At 46.7% G+C, this 19,264-nt stretch carries 21 protein-coding genes and 1 pseudogene; 5 read left to right on the top strand and 17 right to left on the bottom strand.

Going from position 1 to position 19,264, the window contains the following annotated elements:
- Positions 1 to 29 precede the first annotated feature (29 nt).
- The 3 genes from KNO66_RS03255 to KNO66_RS03245 all read left to right on the top strand — a co-directional run bounded on the left by KNO66_RS03255 (position 30) and on the right by KNO66_RS03245 (position 2,440).
- A complete protein-coding gene (locus KNO66_RS03255; protein ID WP_214740381.1) occupies positions 30 to 539 on the top strand; it encodes a P-loop nucleotide/nucleoside kinase family protein in 510 nt (169 codons plus the stop codon).
- Positions 540 to 662: 123 nt separating this feature from the next.
- The gene (locus KNO66_RS03250) at positions 663 to 1,430 is read left to right on the top strand and encodes a transporter substrate-binding domain-containing protein (RefSeq protein WP_214740379.1); all 768 of its coding nucleotides are present in this window, start codon (positions 663 to 665) and stop codon (positions 1,428 to 1,430) included.
- A complete protein-coding gene (locus KNO66_RS03245) occupies positions 1,427 to 2,440 on the top strand; it encodes a pyridoxal phosphate-dependent aminotransferase (protein WP_214740377.1) in 1,014 nt (337 codons plus the stop codon). Before KNO66_RS03250 ends, KNO66_RS03245 begins: the two co-directional genes overlap by 4 nt.
- A gap of 22 nt (positions 2,441 to 2,462) precedes the next feature.
- On the opposite strand, the gene KNO66_RS03240 is transcribed toward KNO66_RS03245, so the two are convergent.
- Positions 2,463 to 3,017 carry a maltose acetyltransferase domain-containing protein gene (locus tag KNO66_RS03240; protein WP_214740375.1) on the bottom strand — a complete coding sequence of 185 codons (555 nt, stop codon included), beginning with the start codon at positions 3,015 to 3,017 and terminating at the stop codon, positions 2,463 to 2,465.
- An 86-nt stretch (positions 3,018 to 3,103) separates the two neighbouring features.
- On the opposite strand from KNO66_RS03240, the gene KNO66_RS03235 reads away from it, so the two are divergent.
- A complete protein-coding gene (locus tag KNO66_RS03235) occupies positions 3,104 to 4,027 on the top strand; it encodes a DUF7916 family protein (protein WP_214740373.1) in 924 nt (307 codons plus the stop codon).
- A gap of 38 nt (positions 4,028 to 4,065) precedes the next feature.
- On the opposite strand, the pseudogene hisIE reads toward KNO66_RS03235, so the two are convergent.
- From hisIE to KNO66_RS03185, 9 genes and pseudogenes are all read right to left on the bottom strand, one after another.
- Positions 4,066 to 4,703: pseudogene (gene hisIE / locus KNO66_RS14845) on the bottom strand (bifunctional phosphoribosyl-AMP cyclohydrolase/phosphoribosyl-ATP diphosphatase HisIE).
- Positions 4,652 to 5,419, bottom strand: coding sequence for an imidazole glycerol phosphate synthase subunit HisF (hisF, locus tag KNO66_RS03220; protein WP_214740369.1), 768 nt, complete (start codon positions 5,417 to 5,419; stop codon positions 4,652 to 4,654). Before hisF ends, hisIE begins: the two are co-directional and overlap by 52 nt.
- Positions 5,412 to 6,125 (bottom strand): 1-(5-phosphoribosyl)-5-[(5-phosphoribosylamino)methylideneamino]imidazole-4-carboxamide isomerase, encoded by a 714-nt coding sequence (hisA, locus tag KNO66_RS03215; protein WP_214740367.1) that lies wholly within the window; start codon positions 6,123 to 6,125, stop codon positions 5,412 to 5,414. Before hisA ends, hisF begins: the two co-directional genes overlap by 8 nt.
- A complete protein-coding gene (hisH, locus tag KNO66_RS03210) occupies positions 6,103 to 6,690 on the bottom strand; it encodes an imidazole glycerol phosphate synthase subunit HisH (RefSeq protein ID WP_214742365.1) in 588 nt (195 codons plus the stop codon). The genes hisA and hisH overlap by 23 nt, the downstream gene beginning before the upstream one ends.
- Entirely contained in the window at positions 6,687 to 7,274 is a 588-nt protein-coding gene (hisB, locus tag KNO66_RS03205; protein ID WP_214740365.1) for an imidazoleglycerol-phosphate dehydratase HisB, read from the bottom strand. Before hisB ends, hisH begins: the two co-directional genes overlap by 4 nt.
- Positions 7,261 to 8,277 carry a pyridoxal phosphate-dependent aminotransferase gene (locus tag KNO66_RS03200; protein ID WP_214740363.1) on the bottom strand — a complete coding sequence of 339 codons (1,017 nt, stop codon included), beginning with the start codon at positions 8,275 to 8,277 and terminating at the stop codon, positions 7,261 to 7,263. The genes hisB and KNO66_RS03200 overlap by 14 nt, the downstream gene beginning before the upstream one ends.
- Entirely contained in the window at positions 8,274 to 9,491 is a 1,218-nt protein-coding gene (hisD, locus tag KNO66_RS03195; RefSeq protein ID WP_214740360.1) for a histidinol dehydrogenase, read from the bottom strand. Before hisD ends, KNO66_RS03200 begins: the two co-directional genes overlap by 4 nt.
- Positions 9,488 to 10,096, bottom strand: a complete 609-nt coding sequence (gene hisG, locus KNO66_RS03190; RefSeq protein ID WP_214734168.1) for an ATP phosphoribosyltransferase — start codon at positions 10,094 to 10,096, stop codon at positions 9,488 to 9,490. Before hisG ends, hisD begins: the two co-directional genes overlap by 4 nt.
- The gene (locus KNO66_RS03185) at positions 10,093 to 11,016 is read right to left on the bottom strand and encodes an ATP phosphoribosyltransferase regulatory subunit (RefSeq protein WP_214740358.1); all 924 of its coding nucleotides are present in this window, start codon (positions 11,014 to 11,016) and stop codon (positions 10,093 to 10,095) included. Before KNO66_RS03185 ends, hisG begins: the two co-directional genes overlap by 4 nt.
- A 110-nt stretch (positions 11,017 to 11,126) precedes the next feature.
- On the opposite strand from KNO66_RS03185, the gene hisJ reads away from it, so the two are divergent.
- On the top strand, positions 11,127 to 11,945 hold the full coding sequence (gene hisJ / locus KNO66_RS03180; RefSeq protein ID WP_214740356.1) for a histidinol-phosphatase HisJ: 819 nt from the start codon (positions 11,127 to 11,129) through the stop codon (positions 11,943 to 11,945).
- Between the two features lie 151 nt (positions 11,946 to 12,096).
- Here hisJ and KNO66_RS03175 read toward each other — a convergent pair whose 3' ends face one another.
- From KNO66_RS03175 to KNO66_RS03145, 7 genes are all read right to left on the bottom strand, one after another.
- Entirely contained in the window at positions 12,097 to 12,447 is a 351-nt protein-coding gene (locus KNO66_RS03175) for a hypothetical protein (protein ID WP_214740354.1), read from the bottom strand.
- A gap of 199 nt (positions 12,448 to 12,646) precedes the next feature.
- Complete coding sequence (locus KNO66_RS03170; protein WP_214740352.1) at positions 12,647 to 13,222, bottom strand: deoxycytidylate deaminase; 576 nt, start codon at positions 13,220 to 13,222, stop codon at positions 12,647 to 12,649.
- A 51-nt stretch (positions 13,223 to 13,273) separates the two neighbouring features.
- Complete coding sequence (locus KNO66_RS03165; RefSeq protein ID WP_214740350.1) at positions 13,274 to 14,503, bottom strand: toxic anion resistance protein; 1,230 nt, start codon at positions 14,501 to 14,503, stop codon at positions 13,274 to 13,276.
- A complete protein-coding gene (locus KNO66_RS03160; RefSeq protein WP_214740348.1) occupies positions 14,487 to 15,209 on the bottom strand; it encodes a 5-bromo-4-chloroindolyl phosphate hydrolysis family protein in 723 nt (240 codons plus the stop codon). Before KNO66_RS03160 ends, KNO66_RS03165 begins: the two co-directional genes overlap by 17 nt.
- Positions 15,210 to 15,406: 197 nt before the next feature.
- Positions 15,407 to 16,759 (bottom strand): sodium-dependent transporter, encoded by a 1,353-nt coding sequence (locus tag KNO66_RS03155; RefSeq protein WP_214740346.1) that lies wholly within the window; start codon positions 16,757 to 16,759, stop codon positions 15,407 to 15,409.
- Between the two features lie 122 nt (positions 16,760 to 16,881).
- The gene (locus KNO66_RS03150; protein WP_214740344.1) at positions 16,882 to 17,754 is read right to left on the bottom strand and encodes a diacylglycerol/lipid kinase family protein; all 873 of its coding nucleotides are present in this window, start codon (positions 17,752 to 17,754) and stop codon (positions 16,882 to 16,884) included.
- A complete protein-coding gene (locus tag KNO66_RS03145; RefSeq protein WP_214740342.1) occupies positions 17,751 to 19,256 on the bottom strand; it encodes an ABC transporter permease/substrate-binding protein in 1,506 nt (501 codons plus the stop codon). Before KNO66_RS03145 ends, KNO66_RS03150 begins: the two co-directional genes overlap by 4 nt.
- Positions 19,257 to 19,264 lie beyond the last annotated feature (8 nt).

The raw sequence follows: 19,264 nt of genomic DNA, 5'->3' as shown, positions 1-19,264 counted from the left end.
TGGGAGGTGATCATCTGTTTTTTCTTCAAATGTCTGGAACACCTGGATCAGGAAAATCTACATTAGCTAAACGAATCATCCAACACGTACATGCGGTCGTCATCGATCATGATGTTTCAAAGACCGCCTTACTCCATACGCTTCCTATTGGCAACTTCTCAGATGGAGAAATCGGGAAGATGGCTTATGATGTCGATTGGTCCCTCGTCGAGTATCACCTATCACTTGGACAAAACGTCATTCTCGACAGTCCTTGTCTCTATGACGAAATGCTCGATAAAGGGATAGCGATTTCCACCAAGTACGGAGCGACTTATCGTTATATCGAGTGTCGTCATGAAGAATACGAAGAAATTAACGCACGACTTCGAAACCGTGTCAGACGACCGAGTCAAATTGATCAAGTTTCGTATGAGAATTGGTCTAAGATGAATGAACACTGCAAACGGCCTACTAACCATCCTTACTTACAAATTTATACGATGGACAATCGAGAAATTCCGATTGAGCGAATTATGTCGTATCTTTTGAAAAACTAAGAAGAGAACGCTTTCATCTTGAAAGTGTTTCTTTTTTTAATAATTTTGTATATTTATGCTTTACAATTAATAATCATACATTTACACTTAGTCTCATCTACAACAGGGAGGCATTATACACATATGAAAAAATGGTTATTAGCAGGTACACTTATGTTGAGCGCGGCTTTACTCGGTGCATGTAGTCAAGAAACAGAAGGTGAAGCGACAGAACAAAAAACGATCGTCATGGGGACGAGCGCCGATTACTTCCCATATGAATTTGTCGATACGGCAAACGGGGATGCGATTGTCGGATTTGATATTGAAATCGCGGAGACGATTACAGAACGTCTCGGTTACGAATTGAAGATTGAAGATATGGACTTCGGTAGCTTACTTGGGGCCTTGAATAGCGGGCGTGTCGACTTCGTCATGGCCGGGATGACGCCAACAGAAGAGCGTAAAGAGAATGCGGACTTCTCAGACATCTATCTTTCCGCGACAAACTTGATCATGACAAAAGACGAGTCACTTCAAGCGATCGAAGATTTGTCTGGTAAGAAAATCGGTGTCCAAACGGCTTCGATTCAAGAAAATATCGCTAAAGAACAAGCACCTGACGCTGAACTCGTATCGTTGAACAAAATCCCTGAAATCGTTCAAGAGTTGAACACAGGTCGAATCGATGCGATGGTCATCGAAGACACGGTCGCACAGAAATATTTAGACCAAGATGACAGCTTCTATACATTCGCTTTGAAAGAGGATGGCGAAAAAGGCTCAGCTGCTGCCTTCAAATTAGATGATGAGTTACGAGACCAGTTCAACGAAGAGTTGAACAAGATGATGGAGTCAGGTGAAATCGATGAATTGGTGAAAAAATGGTTCTCGATGGAGCCAACTGAATGAGACAAATCGAGCTTCCGATCTATCCCGTCGTTTATCCGACGGGACATCGGTTAAACCAAAATGAAAGTCAGTTCCCATTACCTGACCGAATCAAGAGTCAGCTTGATTCGTTGACGTACCATGACTTACACGAATATCCCGTCGAACCAATCAATGAATTGTTCGAACGATACGCTACATACGCCGGCGTCACACCTGAGCAATTACTCGTCGGTTGTGGGAGTGATGAAATGATTCATGTTGTAACGCAAGCATTGCTCACACCACATGACATCGTCTTGTCCCCGGCACCTGACTTTTCGATGTATCCCATCTTCACGACCATTGCCCACGGGCAACATGTTCAAGCCAATGATTTATCATATGAGGGGATTTTAGAGGCAATCGAGACGCATCATCCGAAGCTTCTTCTCCTTTCGAATCCGAACAATCCAACTGGGAAGCTGTGGACCGTAGAAGAGTTGACGCATCTCGCCTCACTTGTGCCATATATCGTAGTAGATGAGGCGTATATGGACTTCACACCAGATGCAAGCACGATTCCGTTCATTGCCACCCTTCCGAATCTCATCGTGCTTCGCACGATGTCAAAAGCGTTTGGATTGGCAAACGTTCGAATCGGATTCATGGTGACAAACACAGAACTCGCACACTATTTCCGTCAATTCATCCCACCGTTTAACATTAGCGGGGTGAGTGCAAAAATTTGCAACATCTTCTTAAAAGATGCCACTTATCTTCAAGAAACAATTGAATGGCATGACGAGATGCGGCAAAAGTGGGCGCAAGCCTTCGAAACCATCGGTCATGTCATCCCTGCCACGACGAACTTCTTGTATGTCGAGTTAGAGCAACATGAAGAGTTGTGGTCGCACTTGACTGACTTCAACGTACACACGTCGAAACAACAGATGGGGATTCGGGTGACAATCGGGGACGAGATGGCGCTTCATCTTGCACATTCAGCTATTCAGCAATACATGGATACAAGTCACGTAAAAAACTCCTGAACCTCATGTTCAGGAGTTTTTGTCAGTCAATCGTCTTGATCACACGTGCCGGATTTCCTCCAACGACCGTCCGTGGTGGAACATCTTTTGTGACGACGGCACCAGATGCAATGACAGCCTCATCCCCAATCGTCACTCCCGGATTGATGATGGCCCCTCCACCGATCCATACTCGGTCCCCGATGGTCACGGGTTTCCCGAACTCATATCCTGAGATGCGCTCAGTTGGGTCAATCGGGTGTGTCGCCGTGTAAATATGTACGCCCGGTGCAAGCATGCAGTCATCCCCGAACGTGATAGGACAGATGTCTAAAAAGACACAATCAAAATTCGCATAGAATCGTTCTCCCAAGTGAATATTGTACCCGTAATCACATTTGAAGTTCGGTTCGATGTAATACGACTCTTTCGTCGAACCGAGTAACTCACTAAGAATCTCATTTCGTTCTTCCAACTCATCAATCCCAGATCGATTGAATCGTTCAGTCAATCGCCGGGCACGCTTACGGTCTGCGACGAGCGTGTCATCACCCGCTAAATAGAGTTCACCACGAATCATCTTCTCTTTTTCCGTCATTTTTATCCCTCCTTACTCGTTAGTATAGAGGATTTTTTGAAGGTTTAGGGAATAGAGACAAGGATGAGCAGAAGGAGGCAGATGTGATGAAACGGATTTTAGAATGTCGGGCAAGTGATTTTTTAACGTTTAACCGCCAAGATCTAGTCGAATCGATTCGAAAAGCGGAAGGACGAACGGTCATGGCCGAGGTCATCCCGACGGTTCAGCCACTTTACCCAGAAGTGACAAATGCGGAACTCGCGCGAGCATTCGGCGCCGACTTGATTTTATTGAACATGTTGGATGTGTTTCACCCTTACATTAAAGGACTTGAAAGTCATGCGTTGTTCGGCGAGATGCCAGGTGATGAGATGAGTGACCATCCGATTCTGGAACTAAAACGACTGATTGGATTGCCAATTGGAGTCAACTTGGAACCTGTCGATTTTTCAGAGAAGTCGTCTGAAATGAATGACGTGAAACGAGGTAGACTCGCTTCAATGGAAGCGTTCCAAAAAGCGTCTGAGCTCGGGATTGATTTCGTCTGTCTGACAGGCAATCCGAATACCGGAGTTACGAATGAAGCCATCGAACAAGCAATCATCCAAGCGCGTCGTGAATTCGCAGGGGTCATCATTGCTGGAAAGATGCACCAGGCCGGAGTCGGCAATGTGTTGGACCGTGACGCATATATCCGCTTCGTCGAAGCTGGTGCAGACATCATTCTCCTGCCGGCTCCAGGCACCGTACCTGGTGTCCGTGAAGAATCGTTCCACGAACTCGTGCAAGAACTGCAAGCGCTCGGCGCTCTCACATTAGCGGCGATTGGAACGTCACAAGAAGGCGCAGATGTCGCGACCGTTCGGGAGATTGCACTCTCTTCAAAACGAGGCGGCGCAGATATCGTCCATATCGGTGACGCCGGACTGTCCGGGATTGCCGTACCAGAGAACATCCAGGCACTTTCGATTGCCATTCGTGGACGACGCCATACATATATTCGCATGGCTGCTTCGGTGAATCGATAATATAAAAGAGGAAGGAGCGGTTCTCCTTCCTCTTTTCTTTACCATTCCGTTACGTCGCGACGAGGCTTCGCCGGCGTCGTCGTGCCGTGACGTTTGGCGAGTAACGCTTCCACATCCTCTAAGCGCACACCTTTAGCCGCCAATAAGACGAGTAGATGATACAGAAGATCAGCTGATTCTTCGACCAAGTCTTCATCCGTCATGGCAGCAATGACGACCTCGAACGATTCTTCACCGAACTTCTTCGCGATTTTTTCGACGCCTTGTTCAAACAAATACGTCGTATACGAACCTTCTTTTGGTTCATCTTTTCTGGATTGAATCAATTGCTCCAATTCATGAATCATACGTTCACCTCCGTAAAGAAACAACTTCGATTTCCGGTATGACAAGTCGGACCATTCGCATGGACACGAACGAGAAGCGCATCCTGATCACAGTCGACGTGGATACTGACGACGTCAAGTGTGTTGCCGCTCGTCTCCCCTTTCATCCATAGCCTACCTTTTGAACGAGACCAGAACGTCACGACCCGTTCACGTAGCGTTTGACGGATGGCCTCATCATTCATATATCCGAGCATGAGGACGGCCCCGTCTTCTTCTGAGACGATGATGGCGGGAATTAATCCATTTTCGTCGAAACGAACCGCATCGGCAAGTTGTGACTCGTGCATACGTGCTTCACCTCTTCTACTGTCGTTTTTCGGTCATGTAAGATGGAGGCAAGTAGCGCAGCGTCGACCTTTTCAAGCGCTTCGACCACGTGTTCGGCATTCCCTGCCCCACCTGATGCGATAATCGGAATGTCGACGACTTCGCGAAGTTGTTCTAAAATCGCAAGGTCATATCCGCTTTGCTTTCCGTCTTGGTTCATGGACGTCACAAGAAGTTCACCCGCCCCGAGCGCGGCCACTTGTTTCGCCCATTCGACCGCTAACAGGTCTGTCTTCTGTTTACCTCCATATGTGTAAACATAGTACTCCCCATCTTCAAACTTTACGTCGATTGCGACGACGATGCATTGAGAACCGAAACGATCGGCCGCTTCACGGATGAGACTTGGTGATTCGACAGCGAGCGTATTCAACGATACTTTGTCCGCTCCTGCTTTTAATAATGAGGAGATATCCTCGAGTGAACGAATCCCACCACCGACTGTCAGCGGGATGAATACTTTTCGTGCCACAGCGCTGACGACATCGAGCATCGTCTGGCGACGCTCTGTACTTGCCGTGATATCGAGAAAGACAAGTTCATCGGCTCCGGACTCGTCATAATATTTCGCGATTTCGACCGGGTCCCCGATGTCTCTCAATTGAACGAATTCAATCCCTTTGACGACACGGCCATCCTTCACATCGAGACATGGAATAATTCTGCGTTTAAGCATAACGCGCCTCCCACTCAATCAGTTCTTCGATACTCACTTTACCGGACAGAAGTGCTTTCCCGACGACGGCCTCATCAATCTTGGCCATCATTAGTTCCTTCACGTCCTCTTCGGTCGTCACACCGCCTGAGGCAATCAGTGTGACGTTGACGATTTGACGCAGCGCCTTCATGCGAGAAACATTCGGTCCGTTCAATTTCCCATCGGATCCGATATCGGTATACAGAATCGTCTCAATGCCTCGTTTGACGAGATCTTGGGCGACCGAGATGTCATCGAGCTTTGTCGCTTCCTGCCATCCATTGATGGCGACCTTTCCGTCATATGCATCGAGTGCCACAGCAACTCGCTTCCCGTACTTTTCAATCGCCTTGTCCAAAAAGTCAGGATCCGTAAACGCCTTCGTCCCTAAAAGGACGCGGTCCGCACCCGTTTCCATGACCGCATCAAGTGAGGCTTTAGAACGAATCCCACCTCCTGTTTGAACAAGAAATCCAAGAGACTTCGCATAGCGGACAACGTCTAAGTGACGCGGCTCACCTGCCTTGGCCCCTTCTAAATCAATTAAGTGAATCATCGGAACTTTTCCTTGCCACGCTTTTAATAATTCATACGGATCCCCGTATTGTTCTTCCGTGGAAAAATCACCTTCCGTCAAACGGACAATCTTGCCTCCAATCAAATCAATGGCGGGTAGTAATCTCACGTTCGACCGCCTCCTTCCATTCTTGAAGTAAACTGAGACCGAACGTCCCGCTCTTTTCCGGGTGGAACTGCATGCCCGTCACGAGCCCTTTTTGAACGATTGCCGGAACTTTCTCACCCATATAATCAGCTGCCGCCACGATGTAATCGTCGGCCGTCACAGCGTGGTATGAGTGTACAAAATAGACATCCTCATCACGGAGGATCGAGTTCCATCCCACGTGTGGAAGACGCTTCGCTCGCATCCGCTCGACCGTTCCCGGAATCAACCCGAGACCTTTTGTCGGCATACCTTCCGTGCTCGAATCAAACAAGAGCTGCATCCCAAGACAGATTCCTAAAAAAGGTTTCTCCGTCGCCATCTTTTGCAATAAGGGGATGAGCCCCGTCTGTTCGAGTGATTGCATCGCTTGCGGGAAGGCACCGACCCCAGGAAGTAAAATGGCATCCGCCTCTTCAATTTTGCTAGCATCATTCGTGATCACGACGTAGCAACCGATTGCTTGTAACGCACGCTCGACGTTAAATACGTTTCCCATTCCATAATCGATGACGGCTACTTTCATCCTTCGATCCATCCTTTCGTAGAAGGGAGGCGATTCGTCCCATCACTCGAGATCGCCTCAGCAAGTGCTCGTCCGAACGCTTTGAACAACCCTTCAATCATGTGGTGTGAGTTCGACCCATACAGGACAGCTAAGTGCAGTGTGAGTCGACCATTCATGGCAACGGCCCGGAAGAATTCCTCAGCGAGCTCGGTATCAAAATCGCCAAGCTTCGGATTGCGAATATCCGCTTGATAGACGAGGAAGGGACGCCCTGACACATCAATGACCGCTCGTGCTAGCGTTTCATCCATCGGCATGTAACTCGACCCATAGCGGCGAATCCCGACTTTGTCCCCGAGTGACTTGGCGATGAGTTGACCGAGCGCAATCCCCACGTCTTCGACTGTGTGATGAGCATCGACCCACGTATCTCCTTCGACTTTCACCTCTAAGTCCATCTGACTGTGAAAGGCAAGTAACGTCAACATGTGGTCAAAAAAACCGACTCCTGTTTGGATGGTGCTTTCTCCTGTTCCATCTAGATTGACTCGAATCTCAATTTTTGTCTCTTTCGTCTCACGCTTTAGTTCAGCTGTTCTCAACAGAATTCACCTCTTCAATCGTTTGTCGGATATAGGCATACGCCTCATCTGTCCCTGCACTGACACGTAATCCATCCGGAAACGCACGTACATGGACGCCTTTTTCTAGGAAGCGGGATGCCCACCCTTCACTGTCATCGGTTTTGACATAGATAAAGTTGGCACGACTCGGTAAAATCTCACCGATCGGTCGTAACAACTCGGTTAATTTCTCACGTTGCGCCGTGTGGAACTGAATCGACTCTTGGATATATGTCTCATCACGCAATACAACGTTGGCGACTGCGGCACTGAGTCCACTCACATTGAACGGTGAACGGAATCGGTCGATTTGTTCGATGATCTCTTCTGACGCAATCATGAATCCAATTCGAAGGTTCGCAAGACCAAACGCTTTTGATAATGTTCGTAAGATGATGACGTTCGGATGTTCGTTCAAGCGAGATACAAACGAGTCCTCCATCGTGAAATCGATATACGCCTCATCTACGACGAGATAAGGGACGCGTGTCGCAATGTCCGACAATTCTTCAAGTGTCCACATCTTACCGGTCGGGTTATTCGGATTCGAAATCAGAACGAGCTTCGGCTCATTCGTTTGAATGAGTTCGGTTAGGGCATCGTAACTCAATCCAAGCTTATCTGGTTGCATGAAGTGCCCTCTCGCAATCTGTGTGTATATGCCATACATCGAAAAGTCTGGAGCCGGTGCGACCACACGGTCTTCCGTATCTAAAATGGCCTGACTTAAGATGGCTAACAGCTCGTCGCTTCCACTCCCGACCATCAGTTGCGTCGTCTCGACTCCCGCATAATTCGCATAACTCGCTTTTAAGGCAAGCAATTCTTCGACCGGATAACGGCTGAGCGCCTCGAGTGAAACGTCTCGAATAGCTCGTTCAAGCCGCTCTGGTAACGGATATTGACTTTCATTTTGATTCAGCGCGTACCCTGATACGGCGTGAGGCACATATCGCGGGATGTTCTGATAATTTCGTCTCATATGTCCTCCATCCGAACAGCCATCGCACGGGCATGTCCTTCTAATTGTTCTTGTTTGGCGATTCGAATCGCAGCCTTTGTGATCGCCTCATCAAGCTCTGTCATCTCAAGGAATGTCTGACGACGATAAAAGTCGTCGACCGACAGTCCACTAGAGAATCGTGCCGTTCCGCTCGTCGGTAAGACGTGGTTCGGTCCAGCGATATAATCCCCGAACGCTTCCGCCGCCTCGTGACCGAGGAAGAACGACCCGCCGTGACGTATCGCACGCATCAACGTTTCAGGATCTTTGACGGCCAACTGGACGTGCTCCGCAGCCATCGTGTTCGCATAATCGATAGCATCTTCTAGTGATCGAACGATTACTCCGCCACGTTTCAATGATTCCCTGGCGATCTCTTGTCGTGGTAAGAGCGAAAGTTGACGCTCAAGTTCTTGGTCGACTTCATCACGAAGCGCTTCTGTCGTGACGAGTGCGATTGCCGTCGCTTCCACATCATGTTCTGCTTGTGCGAGTAGATCGGCGGCAACCCACTTCGGATTTGCCGTGTCATCGGCAATAATTAATACTTCGGACGGTCCCGCGACGGAGTCGATCCCAACGATATGTGAGACGAGCGCCTTCGCCGTCGCGACATACGCATTTCCGGGTCCGACAATCTTATCGACCGGACGAATTGTTTCTGTCCCATATGCGAGTGCGGCAACGGCTTGGGCACCTCCGATTAGAAAACATTCATCGGCACCTGCGATTTTTGCTGCGATCAAGAGGGAAATGTCAATCCCATCTGCTTTTGGTGGGGTGACCATTACGACACGTTTGACACCGGCCACCTTTGCCGGAATGATGTTCATGAGAACGCTCGATGGATAGACGGCTGTACCCCCGGGAACGTAAACACCGACCGAATCGAGTGGCATATAGCGTCTCCCGAGTCGAAACATCGTATCTTCGAACACGTCGTCTTCTCGTACTTGGCGAGCATGAAACGCACGAATCCGTTCTGCTGCTAACGTCAATGCTTCTGTTAATTCCGCATATGATGTCGGGGGGATAAAGCGAGACAAATCGATGGATTCGATTCGGTCGACCCCGTCAAATTGTTTCGTCCACTCTAGAAGCGCTTCGTCTCCGCGGGCCTCAATCGATTCAACGATTGGTTTCACGGCCTCCGCCCAAGCTTCGCGCCTTGAGCGATTCGTTTCTGTACTCATGCGTTTTCCTCCTGACTCAGCTTTCGAATCCACGCCTTCAATTCGTCAGGCTGTTCCGCTAAAGCTGTCTCACTCGTAATGAATTTTGCATTGATTGAAAAAATCGTCTCGTATTCTTCCAAGTCGTTTGCAGCCAACGTCGCGCCTGTCTCGACGATATCGACGATGCAATCCGCGAGTCCCGTTAACGGAGCAAGTTCGACCGATCCGTTCAATGCGATGACTTCTACGTTTTGTCGCTTTGACGCAAAGTGTGAGATGGCGATGTTCGGATATTTACTCGCCACTTTTAATTTTTTCGTTCCGTTGCGTCGAACTTTTGGACCACATACGGCCATTCGACAGCGCCCAAACGGCAAGTCGACGACTTCGAGCACACCGGGTGTTTTCTCTCGTAAAATATCTCCACCGACAATGCCGACATCTGCTGCTCCATGCATCACATATTTATAGACGTCGTCCCCTTTGACGAAAATAAATTCATGATCTCCTGCTTGTACCGTCAGCTCACGGCCCCGTTTCTCCGGCCATACGGGTAAGTCACGTTCGACAAAAAATTGACGGGCTGCTTTTTCAATTCGACCTTTCGCGACCGCTACTTTCATTTGATCACCTCATCTAACTGTTCTAAATCGAGTGACATCCCGAATGCTCGTCTCGAGTGTCCGAAATGTCCATAGAGTGAATCATATCGTCCTCCTGAAAGGACACGCTTCCCTTCGACACTCCCAGTCACGGTCAAACCTGAATAGTAATCAAAGTCCCCCGTTTGACCGAAATCGTATGATACCTCTAAACCGATGGTACGTAAGTGTTGCACTGCATCGTCCACTTCATCGATGGCATCTTTTAGAGAATCCGGTGCCCCAGCCCGTAATTCTTCGAGTGCAGAATTCCCAATTAGAAACGGTAGCTTCGCAATCAATGGATAGCGATACGTCTCTGCTAATTCACGCAATGACTCTAAGTTTCGAAGTGCTAGGATTTTACGGAATGTCCGTTCCTGAATACCTGTCTCTTTCGCGATGAGCGAGATGACGGCCGCTGACCCAATTTTGATCGTCAAACGTTCAGTAGGCAGGACTCCTTCTGTCATATCGAGAAAGGATTCAATCAGATGACTGTCCTTCTCTTCGCCATCGACCCACTCGAGTCCGAGCTGTTGCCGTTCATGCGGTTGCCCTGAATGTTTGACCGTCCGACGATAGACGGCCCCCGCGTAAGCGACACGCATCGGTTCATGACCGTCTGCTAACTTTCTTGCGATTTGCAGTGTATAGTCAGGGCGCATGACGAGGAGTTCCCCATCATTCCCGAATAAACGATAATAGGCCGACTCGTCAAAGAGTGCCAAGTTTTGATAGTGGGAATAGTATTCAAGTAACGGCGGGTCGATGACGGCATAACCGCTCGACTCTGCCTTCTCTAAAAATGACAACATCCAGCGCTTCGGTCGAATGACATCACCTGACTGTAGTTCATACCATCCTTCTGGAATTGAACCTTTTGAATTTGACCAAATCATGATAATCACCCTTTATCTTATTATCACTTTACCAAACTAAAGTATTGTGTTAAATTTATCAAACAGAGGAACAGCTGTCAACCAATTGAACTGAAAAGGACGTGTAACAGATGATTAACTTTACCCATGATGGCCATGTGCATACCCCATTTTGTCCACACGGTACAAAAGACCCGATTGAACATTATATTCAAGTCGGAATCGAAAAAGACCTGCAAACGATGACGTTCACGGAGCACGCACCGTTCCCACAATCGTTTATCGATCCGGTGCCGAATCAAGACTCGGCGATGTCGATCGACTTACTCCCTGATTATCTCGAAACGTTACGTCAGATGAAAAGGCAGTATGAAGAGGTGATCGATATTAAAATCGGATTAGAAGTCGACTTGTTGCCGCATCTTGAAGAAGAGTCGATTGCTCTGTTGAAACCGTATGCCCCATTACTCGATGAGGTCATCTTGTCACAACACTTCTTATTAATAGATGGTGTATATATGCCGGTCGATTATTCTGCTGAGACGTTTGATGAACTGGTTCGAGCGCTCGGTTCATTCGAGAACGTGATGAGAGCATATTATGAGTCGATTGAACATAGTCTCAAATTTCCATGGGAAACGATTAAGGTCGCTCGGATTGGACACGTCGACTTACCGATTAAGTATCAAAAAAACTATGAGTGGAGTCGTTCAGAAGTAAAAGAGGAAGAAAGACGTTTACTACAGATGATTGCTGACCGGGGGTTCGGACTTGATTTCAATACCGCCGGACTTAGAAAACCAGATTGTGGTGAACCATACGTAGCAGGACTTGCAAAAGTTGCAAACGACTTACACATCCCTTTCACGTTAGGTTCGGATGCCCATCTCGCTCAAGACGTGGCGGCAGGATTCGATATGATTGCACAAAAAAAAGCCACGTTCCTATGAACGTGGCTTTTTGACAGCGATCTAGCTATCTAGATCCCCATGCTTATGGTTGACAACGATATGGCGTTCCATTTCTTCATCTGTAAATATCATACCATATTAAATAATAGATGCAACAAAAAATTGGGTGAATTGATTCACCCAATTGAAATCACATCGCTGCGTATAACGTTTTCAAGTCGTTTGTTGCTGCCTCGTCCATTTGAATAGCCACGAGCTCAACGTATTGGAGCGCTGGATCTTGATCTTTTGACAACGCGACAATTTCAGCGGCTGCTTTGTCTAAAGCCAATAAGATTCCGGATACTCCGAGTGTCGGATAATAACGAAGGAGCGCACGGACATGTTTAATCTCTGACACTTCATTTCCATTTATCGTCAACGATTTGACTGCCAGCTCCTGATGCATGCCAATCGCAAATTTATCTTCCCACACTTCTTCGAGTGTGATTAACGCCTCTACATCATATGCACCATCTGTAAAGCGAACGAGTTTTTCCATGAGTAAATTCCCCTCTCTTGAATCTACTTTTATTATATAAAAGATTTTAAAGAGTATATTGTGAAATATTGAACATTATGTGTAAAGTTTGTCTCACTTCATTTTGAACAAAAAAAAGGCCCCTCCGAGGAGGGGCAAATAATGGAAGAGTAAAACACCATTGGCAGTACATTAATAATATATCATCTAATGAAAACGTTTACAATAAATTTTTGTACATTTTCTCAAGTGGCATATGTAACACTTCAATCCCGCTCTCGCGCATCAATTCCAACCCATCCCCATGTTCATAACCGACGGCATATACGACTCGTGCGACACGTGCCGCAATCAAGGCAAGCGAACAGGCATGACATGGCGAATGCGTCACATACGCTGTCGCACCAAATGCATTCGTCGAATCGGCAGCTAACTTTCCAATCGCATTGATTTCCGCATGAATTTCATGTTGTTTCGACCAGTGATGATGATCATAAGGGTCCGTACACTTGATATATGTCACACCATTCCGGATGAGTCGTGCCGGTTCATTGACCATATCGAGGTCCGTCGATGTAACATAGTCAGCATGTTTATAGAACCCATCTTCTTGCTTGATATAGATTTCATTACAATTCGTATGACCAGATGGGGTACCATTCAAGCCGATTGAAATCGGTTTTTCATCTTTTACAATGACACAGGCCACGCTCTTCGAGGCACACTTCGAGTGCCGCTCGGCCATCATATCAGCGAATAGTAACCACGTCTCATCCCATTGTCGTTGTTTCTCCACGCAAGTCCCTCCTCGTAGAAAAGGAAAGTCTGATTGCTCAGACTTCCCCCTTTAATATCCAGTGTTCTTTGGTAGCTCTTTATTTTTCGAGGCAATCTCGATGACTTTCTCTTTCAACTCGTGCTCCATGCGATCGAGTTCACGTTCAGCGTCACGACGCTTTTGCTTTCCTTCTTGTTGGATTCGTAATGTCTCATCTAATGTAGAAAGTAAATTCTCGTGAGCGACTTTCAGTGACTCAACAGAGACAATCCCTTTTTCATTTTCTTGTGCGATTTCAATCGATGAGTCTTTAAGCATTTTCGAGTTCTGCTCAAGCAGCTGGTTTGTCGTCTTCGTCACATCCTGTTGCATACGAAGTGCCGTTTTCTGACGCGTCAAACTGAGCGCGAGAACGACTTGGTTCTTCCATAGCGGAATCGTGTTGACGACCGCCGACTCGATCTTTTCAGCAAGAATTTGGTTATTCTGTTGGATGACCCGAATTTGCGGTGCCATTTGGAGGCTGATTGTACGACTCAATTTTAAATCGTGCAACTTCTTCTCAAAACGATCTGCCAGTTGAATCATATCGTTCAATTGTTGAAGCTTTGTTTGATCTTTAGAAATTTCCACTTCTTGACGTAACGGGGCAATCTCATGCTCCCGTACGTGGTCAAGCTTTGTCTCACCCGCAGCGATATAAACGTTCAACTCTTCGAAATACCGCTTGTTCTTGTCATACATTTGATCGAGCATCGTGATGTCTTTCATGAGACCGAACTTCGCACGGTCGAGATTATGAATGACTTCTTCCAAATAGACGTTCATTTTTTCGAATTGAAGTTTATAGTTTTCTGCTTTCTTCTTCGCGCGACCGATCAGTGGGATGTTATCCATGAAACTTTTCTTCTCCGGTTGAAGCATATCTGGATCCATCTTGCGGACGTTTTGCATCAAGTCAGACAACAGTTTCCCAGCTTCTCCTCCATCTTTCATCCGCACTTCTGTCAAAATTTGATCAGAGAATTGTGAAAGTTCACGTTGGACATTCGAACCGAATAACATAACAGAATCTGTTTTCTTAATGTCAATGGATTCAGCCAATCGTGTGATACGCTCACGATGTTCTTGAGGCACGTCCGGTTTCGCTTGGATGGCTGGTACTTCATGTGTCTGGGAAACGGATGACCATTCAACAGATGGATCGCTGAACCCCTCCGTCTCAGTTTTTGTTTTCGTATCAGAAGTTAGTTCTTCTTCCGGCCATGACTGCCAGTTCGTTTCATTCGATGAAGTCATGTTTCTTTCTCCCTTCCGGCTGATCAGACAAGACGCGCTCCATCATGATCAGTTCACGTTCAAAGTCTACGGCATCATCTTCGAGAAGACGTCCGCGTTGCTCTTTAAATTTATCGACAATTAGTCGCATATTTGTGATTAATTGTTCTCGAGTCTCTTCTTGAATGACGACTCGTTTTCCTTCAAGTTCTTTAAATTTCAAGACGACCGAGACGAGGGAATCTAAATAGAATGTGAACAGGTCTCGAACATGTTTTGCATCTTGCGGATTTTCAAAAAGCTCTTCGAATAATTCGTGCGCTTCTTTTGAGACAGCCTTCATTTCACGTCTTACTTCTACATCCTTAATTTCAGGAAGCACGCGGTCGATTTGTTGCAATTTCTCATATCCTTGTTCGATTGTCCGTTGCAAGAATTGAAGTTCCAAATCATCTGTTGCCTCAAATTGACGTGTCGGCATCGGTTCTTCAATCGGTTTCAAAATTCTAGAACCGGTAAAGGATTCTTCCTCATCCAGCAATAGTTTCTTTTTGGCACGTTTCGCTACGGGAGTCGGTGTTCGTTGTCGATTTCTGCGTTTGTTCGTTGACCAAACTTCGTTCAAAACGAGCGCCCCTACTATAATGAATAACCAGGAGAAATCGAATACGTTAATGGCAAAGTATATGACTGCCCCAGTCAGGGCCCATTTCATCCATGTTTTCATTCTTTTCACCTCATCTCATGTTACTTCTATTGTACATTACGAAACCTGTCAAAAAAAGTTTCGTCATCCCTATCATTCTACCATAATAAAATTTGTTTTATCTCCGTCGCTAGGCGTAGAAACACCGCCTATATCGACTTCATTCCCGTTGCGCTATGAAAAAAACCGTAGACCTTTAAGCGTCTACGGTTTGTCGATTAAGTTGTCATCCACGTTGATACCATGACAATTGCGACTGTCACCGGAATCACGTAACGAATGAGCGCATGCCAGATCGGATAAAGTTTCTTACCTGGTTCTGAGGTTTGAATCTCATCCTTTAAAATACGTTGATCGACGACGTAACCTACAAAGATCGATGTCAAAAGCGCACCTGTTGGCATCAAAATATAGCTAACAAGGTAATCCATCGTATCGAAGAACGTCCGACCATTCCAGATATGCAAATCACTTAATAATCCGAACGACAATGCAGATGGAACGCCTACCACAAATACAAGGATGGCAGCCGATACCGTAACTTGCTTTTTCGTCCAAGTCGATTTCTTTTCGTTCAGACGGTCCGTTACACCAGCGACGACTACCTCTAACATGGCAATCGATGATGTGATGGATGCGAAAGCGAACAATAAGAAGAATAAGACCATGAAGAACCCACCGAGTGGTACTTGGTTGAAAACTGCCGGTAATACGACGAAGAGTAACGCCGGTCCCTCGGCCGGATCAAGTCCCGATGCAAATACTGCTGGGAAGATGGCTAGTCCAGCTAATAGCGAAACCGCAATGTTCAACAAGACAATCATGTTGGCTGAACGATTCAACGTTCCTTTCGTTTTAATATAGGACGCATACGTCAGCATGGCCGCTACCCCTAACGATAAGGAGAAGAATGCCTGCCCAAGGGCGAACAGCACGGATTCTCCAGTCAAGGCAGAGAAGTCAGGTTGTAAGAAGAAGCGAACACCTTCCATCGCACCGTCAAGAGTCAACGAACGAACGACGAGAACGATGAAACTGATGAATAAGAGCGGCATCAAGATTTTGCTCATACGCTCAATTCCCGCTTCAACGCCACGTAAGACAATCAAAAGTGTAATCAAAAGGAATAAAAATTGTCCGAGTACAGCAATTCCAGGTGTAGAGACAACGTTCCCGAATACGTCTCCAAATTCGTCAGCGGTACGTCCGCTTAAAGTTCCACTTAAACCGAGACCGATATAAATGAGGACCCATCCTCCAATGACACTATAGAAGGAAAGTAACAAGAAACATGCGATGACGCCTAAGTAACCAATAATGGTCCAACGACCGTGCCCCAATTTTTTGAAGGCAAGAAGTGCCGTCTTTTGAGTTGAACGTCCAACGATGAATTCACCAATCAATAATGGCAGACCGAGTAATAAGGTGAACGCCAAAAACATGAGTAAAAAGGCACCGCCTCCGCTAGTTCCGGTTACATATGGAAACTTCCATATCGCACCTAAACCGATTGCCGACCCTGCGGCAGCTAGAATGAATCCAATTTTTGAGGCGAATGAATTTTGCGCCATGATTACCCCTACTTCCTGTTTTTCATTTCATTTTCATAATAATAGTGAAATACTAACATGGTTCTAGAGTGAGAACAACAAAAAAACAGAGAAAAGTCTGAATACTTTTCTCTGTTGATGCTTTATGGTGTTAAAAATGTTAGGGCTCTCTCTAGAATCCGAATTGCCAACCGATCGGTTTCAAAGTGTTCACCATCGACATCGATGATTTGAGACGTACTCAATTCTACTTCGAGATGTGTTGCCTGAAAGTGATTCCATTCCGTCGATTTTTGATCGAGACCAAATTGTTGGGCTAATAATTGTCGAATCATCGGAAACCCGATTGCAGAACTATGAACGACTTCTAACAGTCCGTCTGAAAAAGATTGCGTCTCGAGTTTAGTTGGAACCGTACCGAGATAACTTCCGTTTCCTACATATAGAAAACTTACATCTCCTTCAAACAGAATTTTCTCACCTTGACATAATCGAATCGCAAACGGGTCTGCTTCACGGAATTGGCGGATGGTCGCTAAAAAATATCCGATGGAGCCTAGTGATTCTTTTTCATCCGGATCGATTTGTCGTGATGTATCGGCAATCAAGCCGACGCCGACAAAGTTAAGTGCGTACATCTCATCGACTTGAATGACATCCACATGCTGCTCGTGATTTGATTTGATGATGCTCGCGGCTTGCGTCGGTTGTATAGGAAGCTCAAGAGCCCGAGCGAAATCATTGCACGTCCCTGCAGGAATGATTCCTACGGTCGGACGTTTTTCCCGCTCTAAAGTCATCAATCCATTCACGACTTCATTTAACGTCCCGTCTCCCCCAATGACAATCAGGTGGTCGAACGATTCGCTTACTTCCGCAAATCGGAGGGCGTCCCCAATCTCTTGTGTTTTCTTAATGATGATTTCTTCATAGAGCGATTCAATCGTTCCGATGACCTCGCCGAGCATCGTCTCACTCGTTCCAGACTTCGGATTCGAAATAATCAAAGCTCTCATAGTAACCCTTCCTGTTCTAAGAAGTCTTTTGCTACATCGTAAGCACGTTCATTGCCGTACGCGACACGTCGGTTTAATTCAGACATCTGTTCATCTGTAATCTTACCAGCGAGTTGATTGAGCGCATCCTCAATTTCTGGATATTCTTCGAGCGTTTCTTCTTTCAAGAGTGGGGCTCCTTGATATGGCGGGAAGAATTGGCGATCGTCTTCTAAAACGACAAGGTCGTTCTCAGCAATATCAGGGTCTGTCGCGTAAGCGTCCACTAAATTCACATCGCCTCGTGAGATGGCACGATAACGTAATTTTTGCTCCATCGAGACAACAGATGGGAAGTCAAACCCATACTCATTTTGGAGTCCCGGATATCCATCTTCACGGTCCGTAAATTCAAGTGTAAAGCCGGCTTTTATATCGGATTCGACATTTCGTAAATCTGAAATGGCTGTGACATCTTCCGCCTCCGCATACTCACGAGGAATGGCGAGTGCGTACGTATTGTTAAATTGCATCGGTTCGAGCATCACGTATCCGTCTTCCGCAAGGGCGTCCCTTGCTTGTTCATATACTTCACGGGCATCGTTAGAATTCGGTGTCTCTTTGACGAGACTCGCAAGGGCCGTTCCCGTAAACTCAGGGTAAATATCGACGTCACCCGATTGAAGGGCTCCCCATACAAATGTCGTCTCCCCAAAGTTCGGTTTGACGGATACTGTCAAATCAGTCTGATCCTCAATTAATAATTTATACATATTCATCAGAATTTCCGGTTCTGGACCGAGTTTACCGGCCACGACTAAATCGGTCTCTTGTGAGCGTCCGAACGCGAGGGGTGTCACAATAATGAGAGCGAGAACGGTAGACACGGCAATCAACTTCGTCTTGTTGCGCGTGGCAGTCGCACCTTCCATCTGACGTAACAAGAAATCAAATAGTAGTGCTAAAATGGCAGCCGGGATGGCGCCAAGTAAAATTAAGTAATTATCGTTACGGTTGATCCCAAGTAAGATTAACGTACCAAGCCCACCTGCTCCGACGAGAGCTGCGAGCGTTGCCGTACCGACAATCAGGACCATCGCCGTACGGATACCGGCCATGATGACCGGGAGCGCGAGAGGGAGTTCAACTTTCATCAAACTTTGATTCGGTTTCATCCCACAAGCTCGAGCAGCTTCTAGTAACGATTTATCTACTTCGTTCAACCCGGTGAACGTGTTTCGTAAAATAGGGAGGAGCGCATATAAGACGAGCGCAATGATAGCAGGTAATGCCCCGATTCCAACGAGTGGAATCATTAATCCGAGTAAGGCAAGAGACGGAATCGTTTGAATAATCGCAGTGACGCCAATGGCGGTTTCGGCGATTTTCTTACGGCGCGTCAACCAGATTCCCAATGGCACGGCAATTAAGACGGCAATCAAAAGCGATACGACAGAGAGCTGTAAGTGCTCAATCAGTGCCTCGACAAGCTGTCCTTGTCTATTTTGGAACGTCTCAAGCATCCAGCTCA

Source organism: Exiguobacterium sp. s48, from assembly GCF_018617395.1.
Taxonomy (GTDB): Bacteria; Bacillota; Bacilli; order Exiguobacteriales; family Exiguobacteriaceae; genus Exiguobacterium.
The sequence above is the reverse complement of the archived record's forward strand: the minus strand, read 5'-3'. Positions and strand labels throughout refer to the sequence as shown.

What these genes read in the sequence shown, in the direction of transcription:
- KNO66_RS03255 (WP_214740381.1), top strand. Translation starts at nt 30, where the DNA reads ATGTCTGGAACACCTGGATCAGGAAAATCTACATTAGCTAAACGAATC.
- KNO66_RS03250 (WP_214740379.1), top strand. Translation starts at nt 663, where the DNA reads ATGAAAAAATGGTTATTAGCAGGTACACTTATGTTGAGCGCGGCTTTA.
- KNO66_RS03245 (WP_214740377.1), top strand. Translation starts at nt 1,427, where the DNA reads ATGAGACAAATCGAGCTTCCGATCTATCCCGTCGTTTATCCGACGGGA.
- KNO66_RS03240 (WP_214740375.1), bottom strand. Translation starts at nt 3,017, where the DNA reads ATGACGGAAAAAGAGAAGATGATTCGTGGTGAACTCTATTTAGCGGGT.
- KNO66_RS03235 (WP_214740373.1), top strand. Translation starts at nt 3,104, where the DNA reads ATGAAACGGATTTTAGAATGTCGGGCAAGTGATTTTTTAACGTTTAAC.
- hisF (WP_214740369.1), bottom strand. Translation starts at nt 5,419, where the DNA reads ATGCTTAAACGCAGAATTATTCCATGTCTCGATGTGAAGGATGGCCGT.
- hisH (WP_214742365.1), bottom strand. Translation starts at nt 6,690, where the DNA reads ATGAAAGTAGCCGTCATCGATTATGGAATGGGAAACGTATTTAACGTC.
- KNO66_RS03200 (WP_214740363.1), bottom strand. Translation starts at nt 8,277, where the DNA reads ATGAGACGAAATTATCAGAACATCCCGCGATATGTGCCTCACGCCGTA.
- hisD (WP_214740360.1), bottom strand. Translation starts at nt 9,491, where the DNA reads ATGAGTACAGAAACGAATCGCTCAAGGCGCGAAGCTTGGGCGGAGGCC.
- hisG (WP_214734168.1), bottom strand. Translation starts at nt 10,096, where the DNA reads ATGAAAGTAGCGGTCGCGAAAGGTCGAATTGAAAAAGCAGCCCGTCAA.
- KNO66_RS03185 (WP_214740358.1), bottom strand. Translation starts at nt 11,016, where the DNA reads ATGATTTGGTCAAATTCAAAAGGTTCAATTCCAGAAGGATGGTATGAA.
- hisJ (WP_214740356.1), top strand. Translation starts at nt 11,127, where the DNA reads ATGATTAACTTTACCCATGATGGCCATGTGCATACCCCATTTTGTCCA.
- KNO66_RS03175 (WP_214740354.1), bottom strand. Translation starts at nt 12,447, where the DNA reads ATGGAAAAACTCGTTCGCTTTACAGATGGTGCATATGATGTAGAGGCG.
- KNO66_RS03165 (WP_214740350.1), bottom strand. Translation starts at nt 14,503, where the DNA reads ATGACTTCATCGAATGAAACGAACTGGCAGTCATGGCCGGAAGAAGAA.
- KNO66_RS03160 (WP_214740348.1), bottom strand. Translation starts at nt 15,209, where the DNA reads ATGAAAACATGGATGAAATGGGCCCTGACTGGGGCAGTCATATACTTT.
- KNO66_RS03155 (WP_214740346.1), bottom strand. Translation starts at nt 16,759, where the DNA reads ATGGCGCAAAATTCATTCGCCTCAAAAATTGGATTCATTCTAGCTGCC.
- KNO66_RS03150 (WP_214740344.1), bottom strand. Translation starts at nt 17,754, where the DNA reads ATGAGAGCTTTGATTATTTCGAATCCGAAGTCTGGAACGAGTGAGACG.
- KNO66_RS03145 (WP_214740342.1), bottom strand. Translation starts at nt 19,256, where the DNA reads ATGCTTGAGACGTTCCAAAATAGACAAGGACAGCTTGTCGAGGCACTG.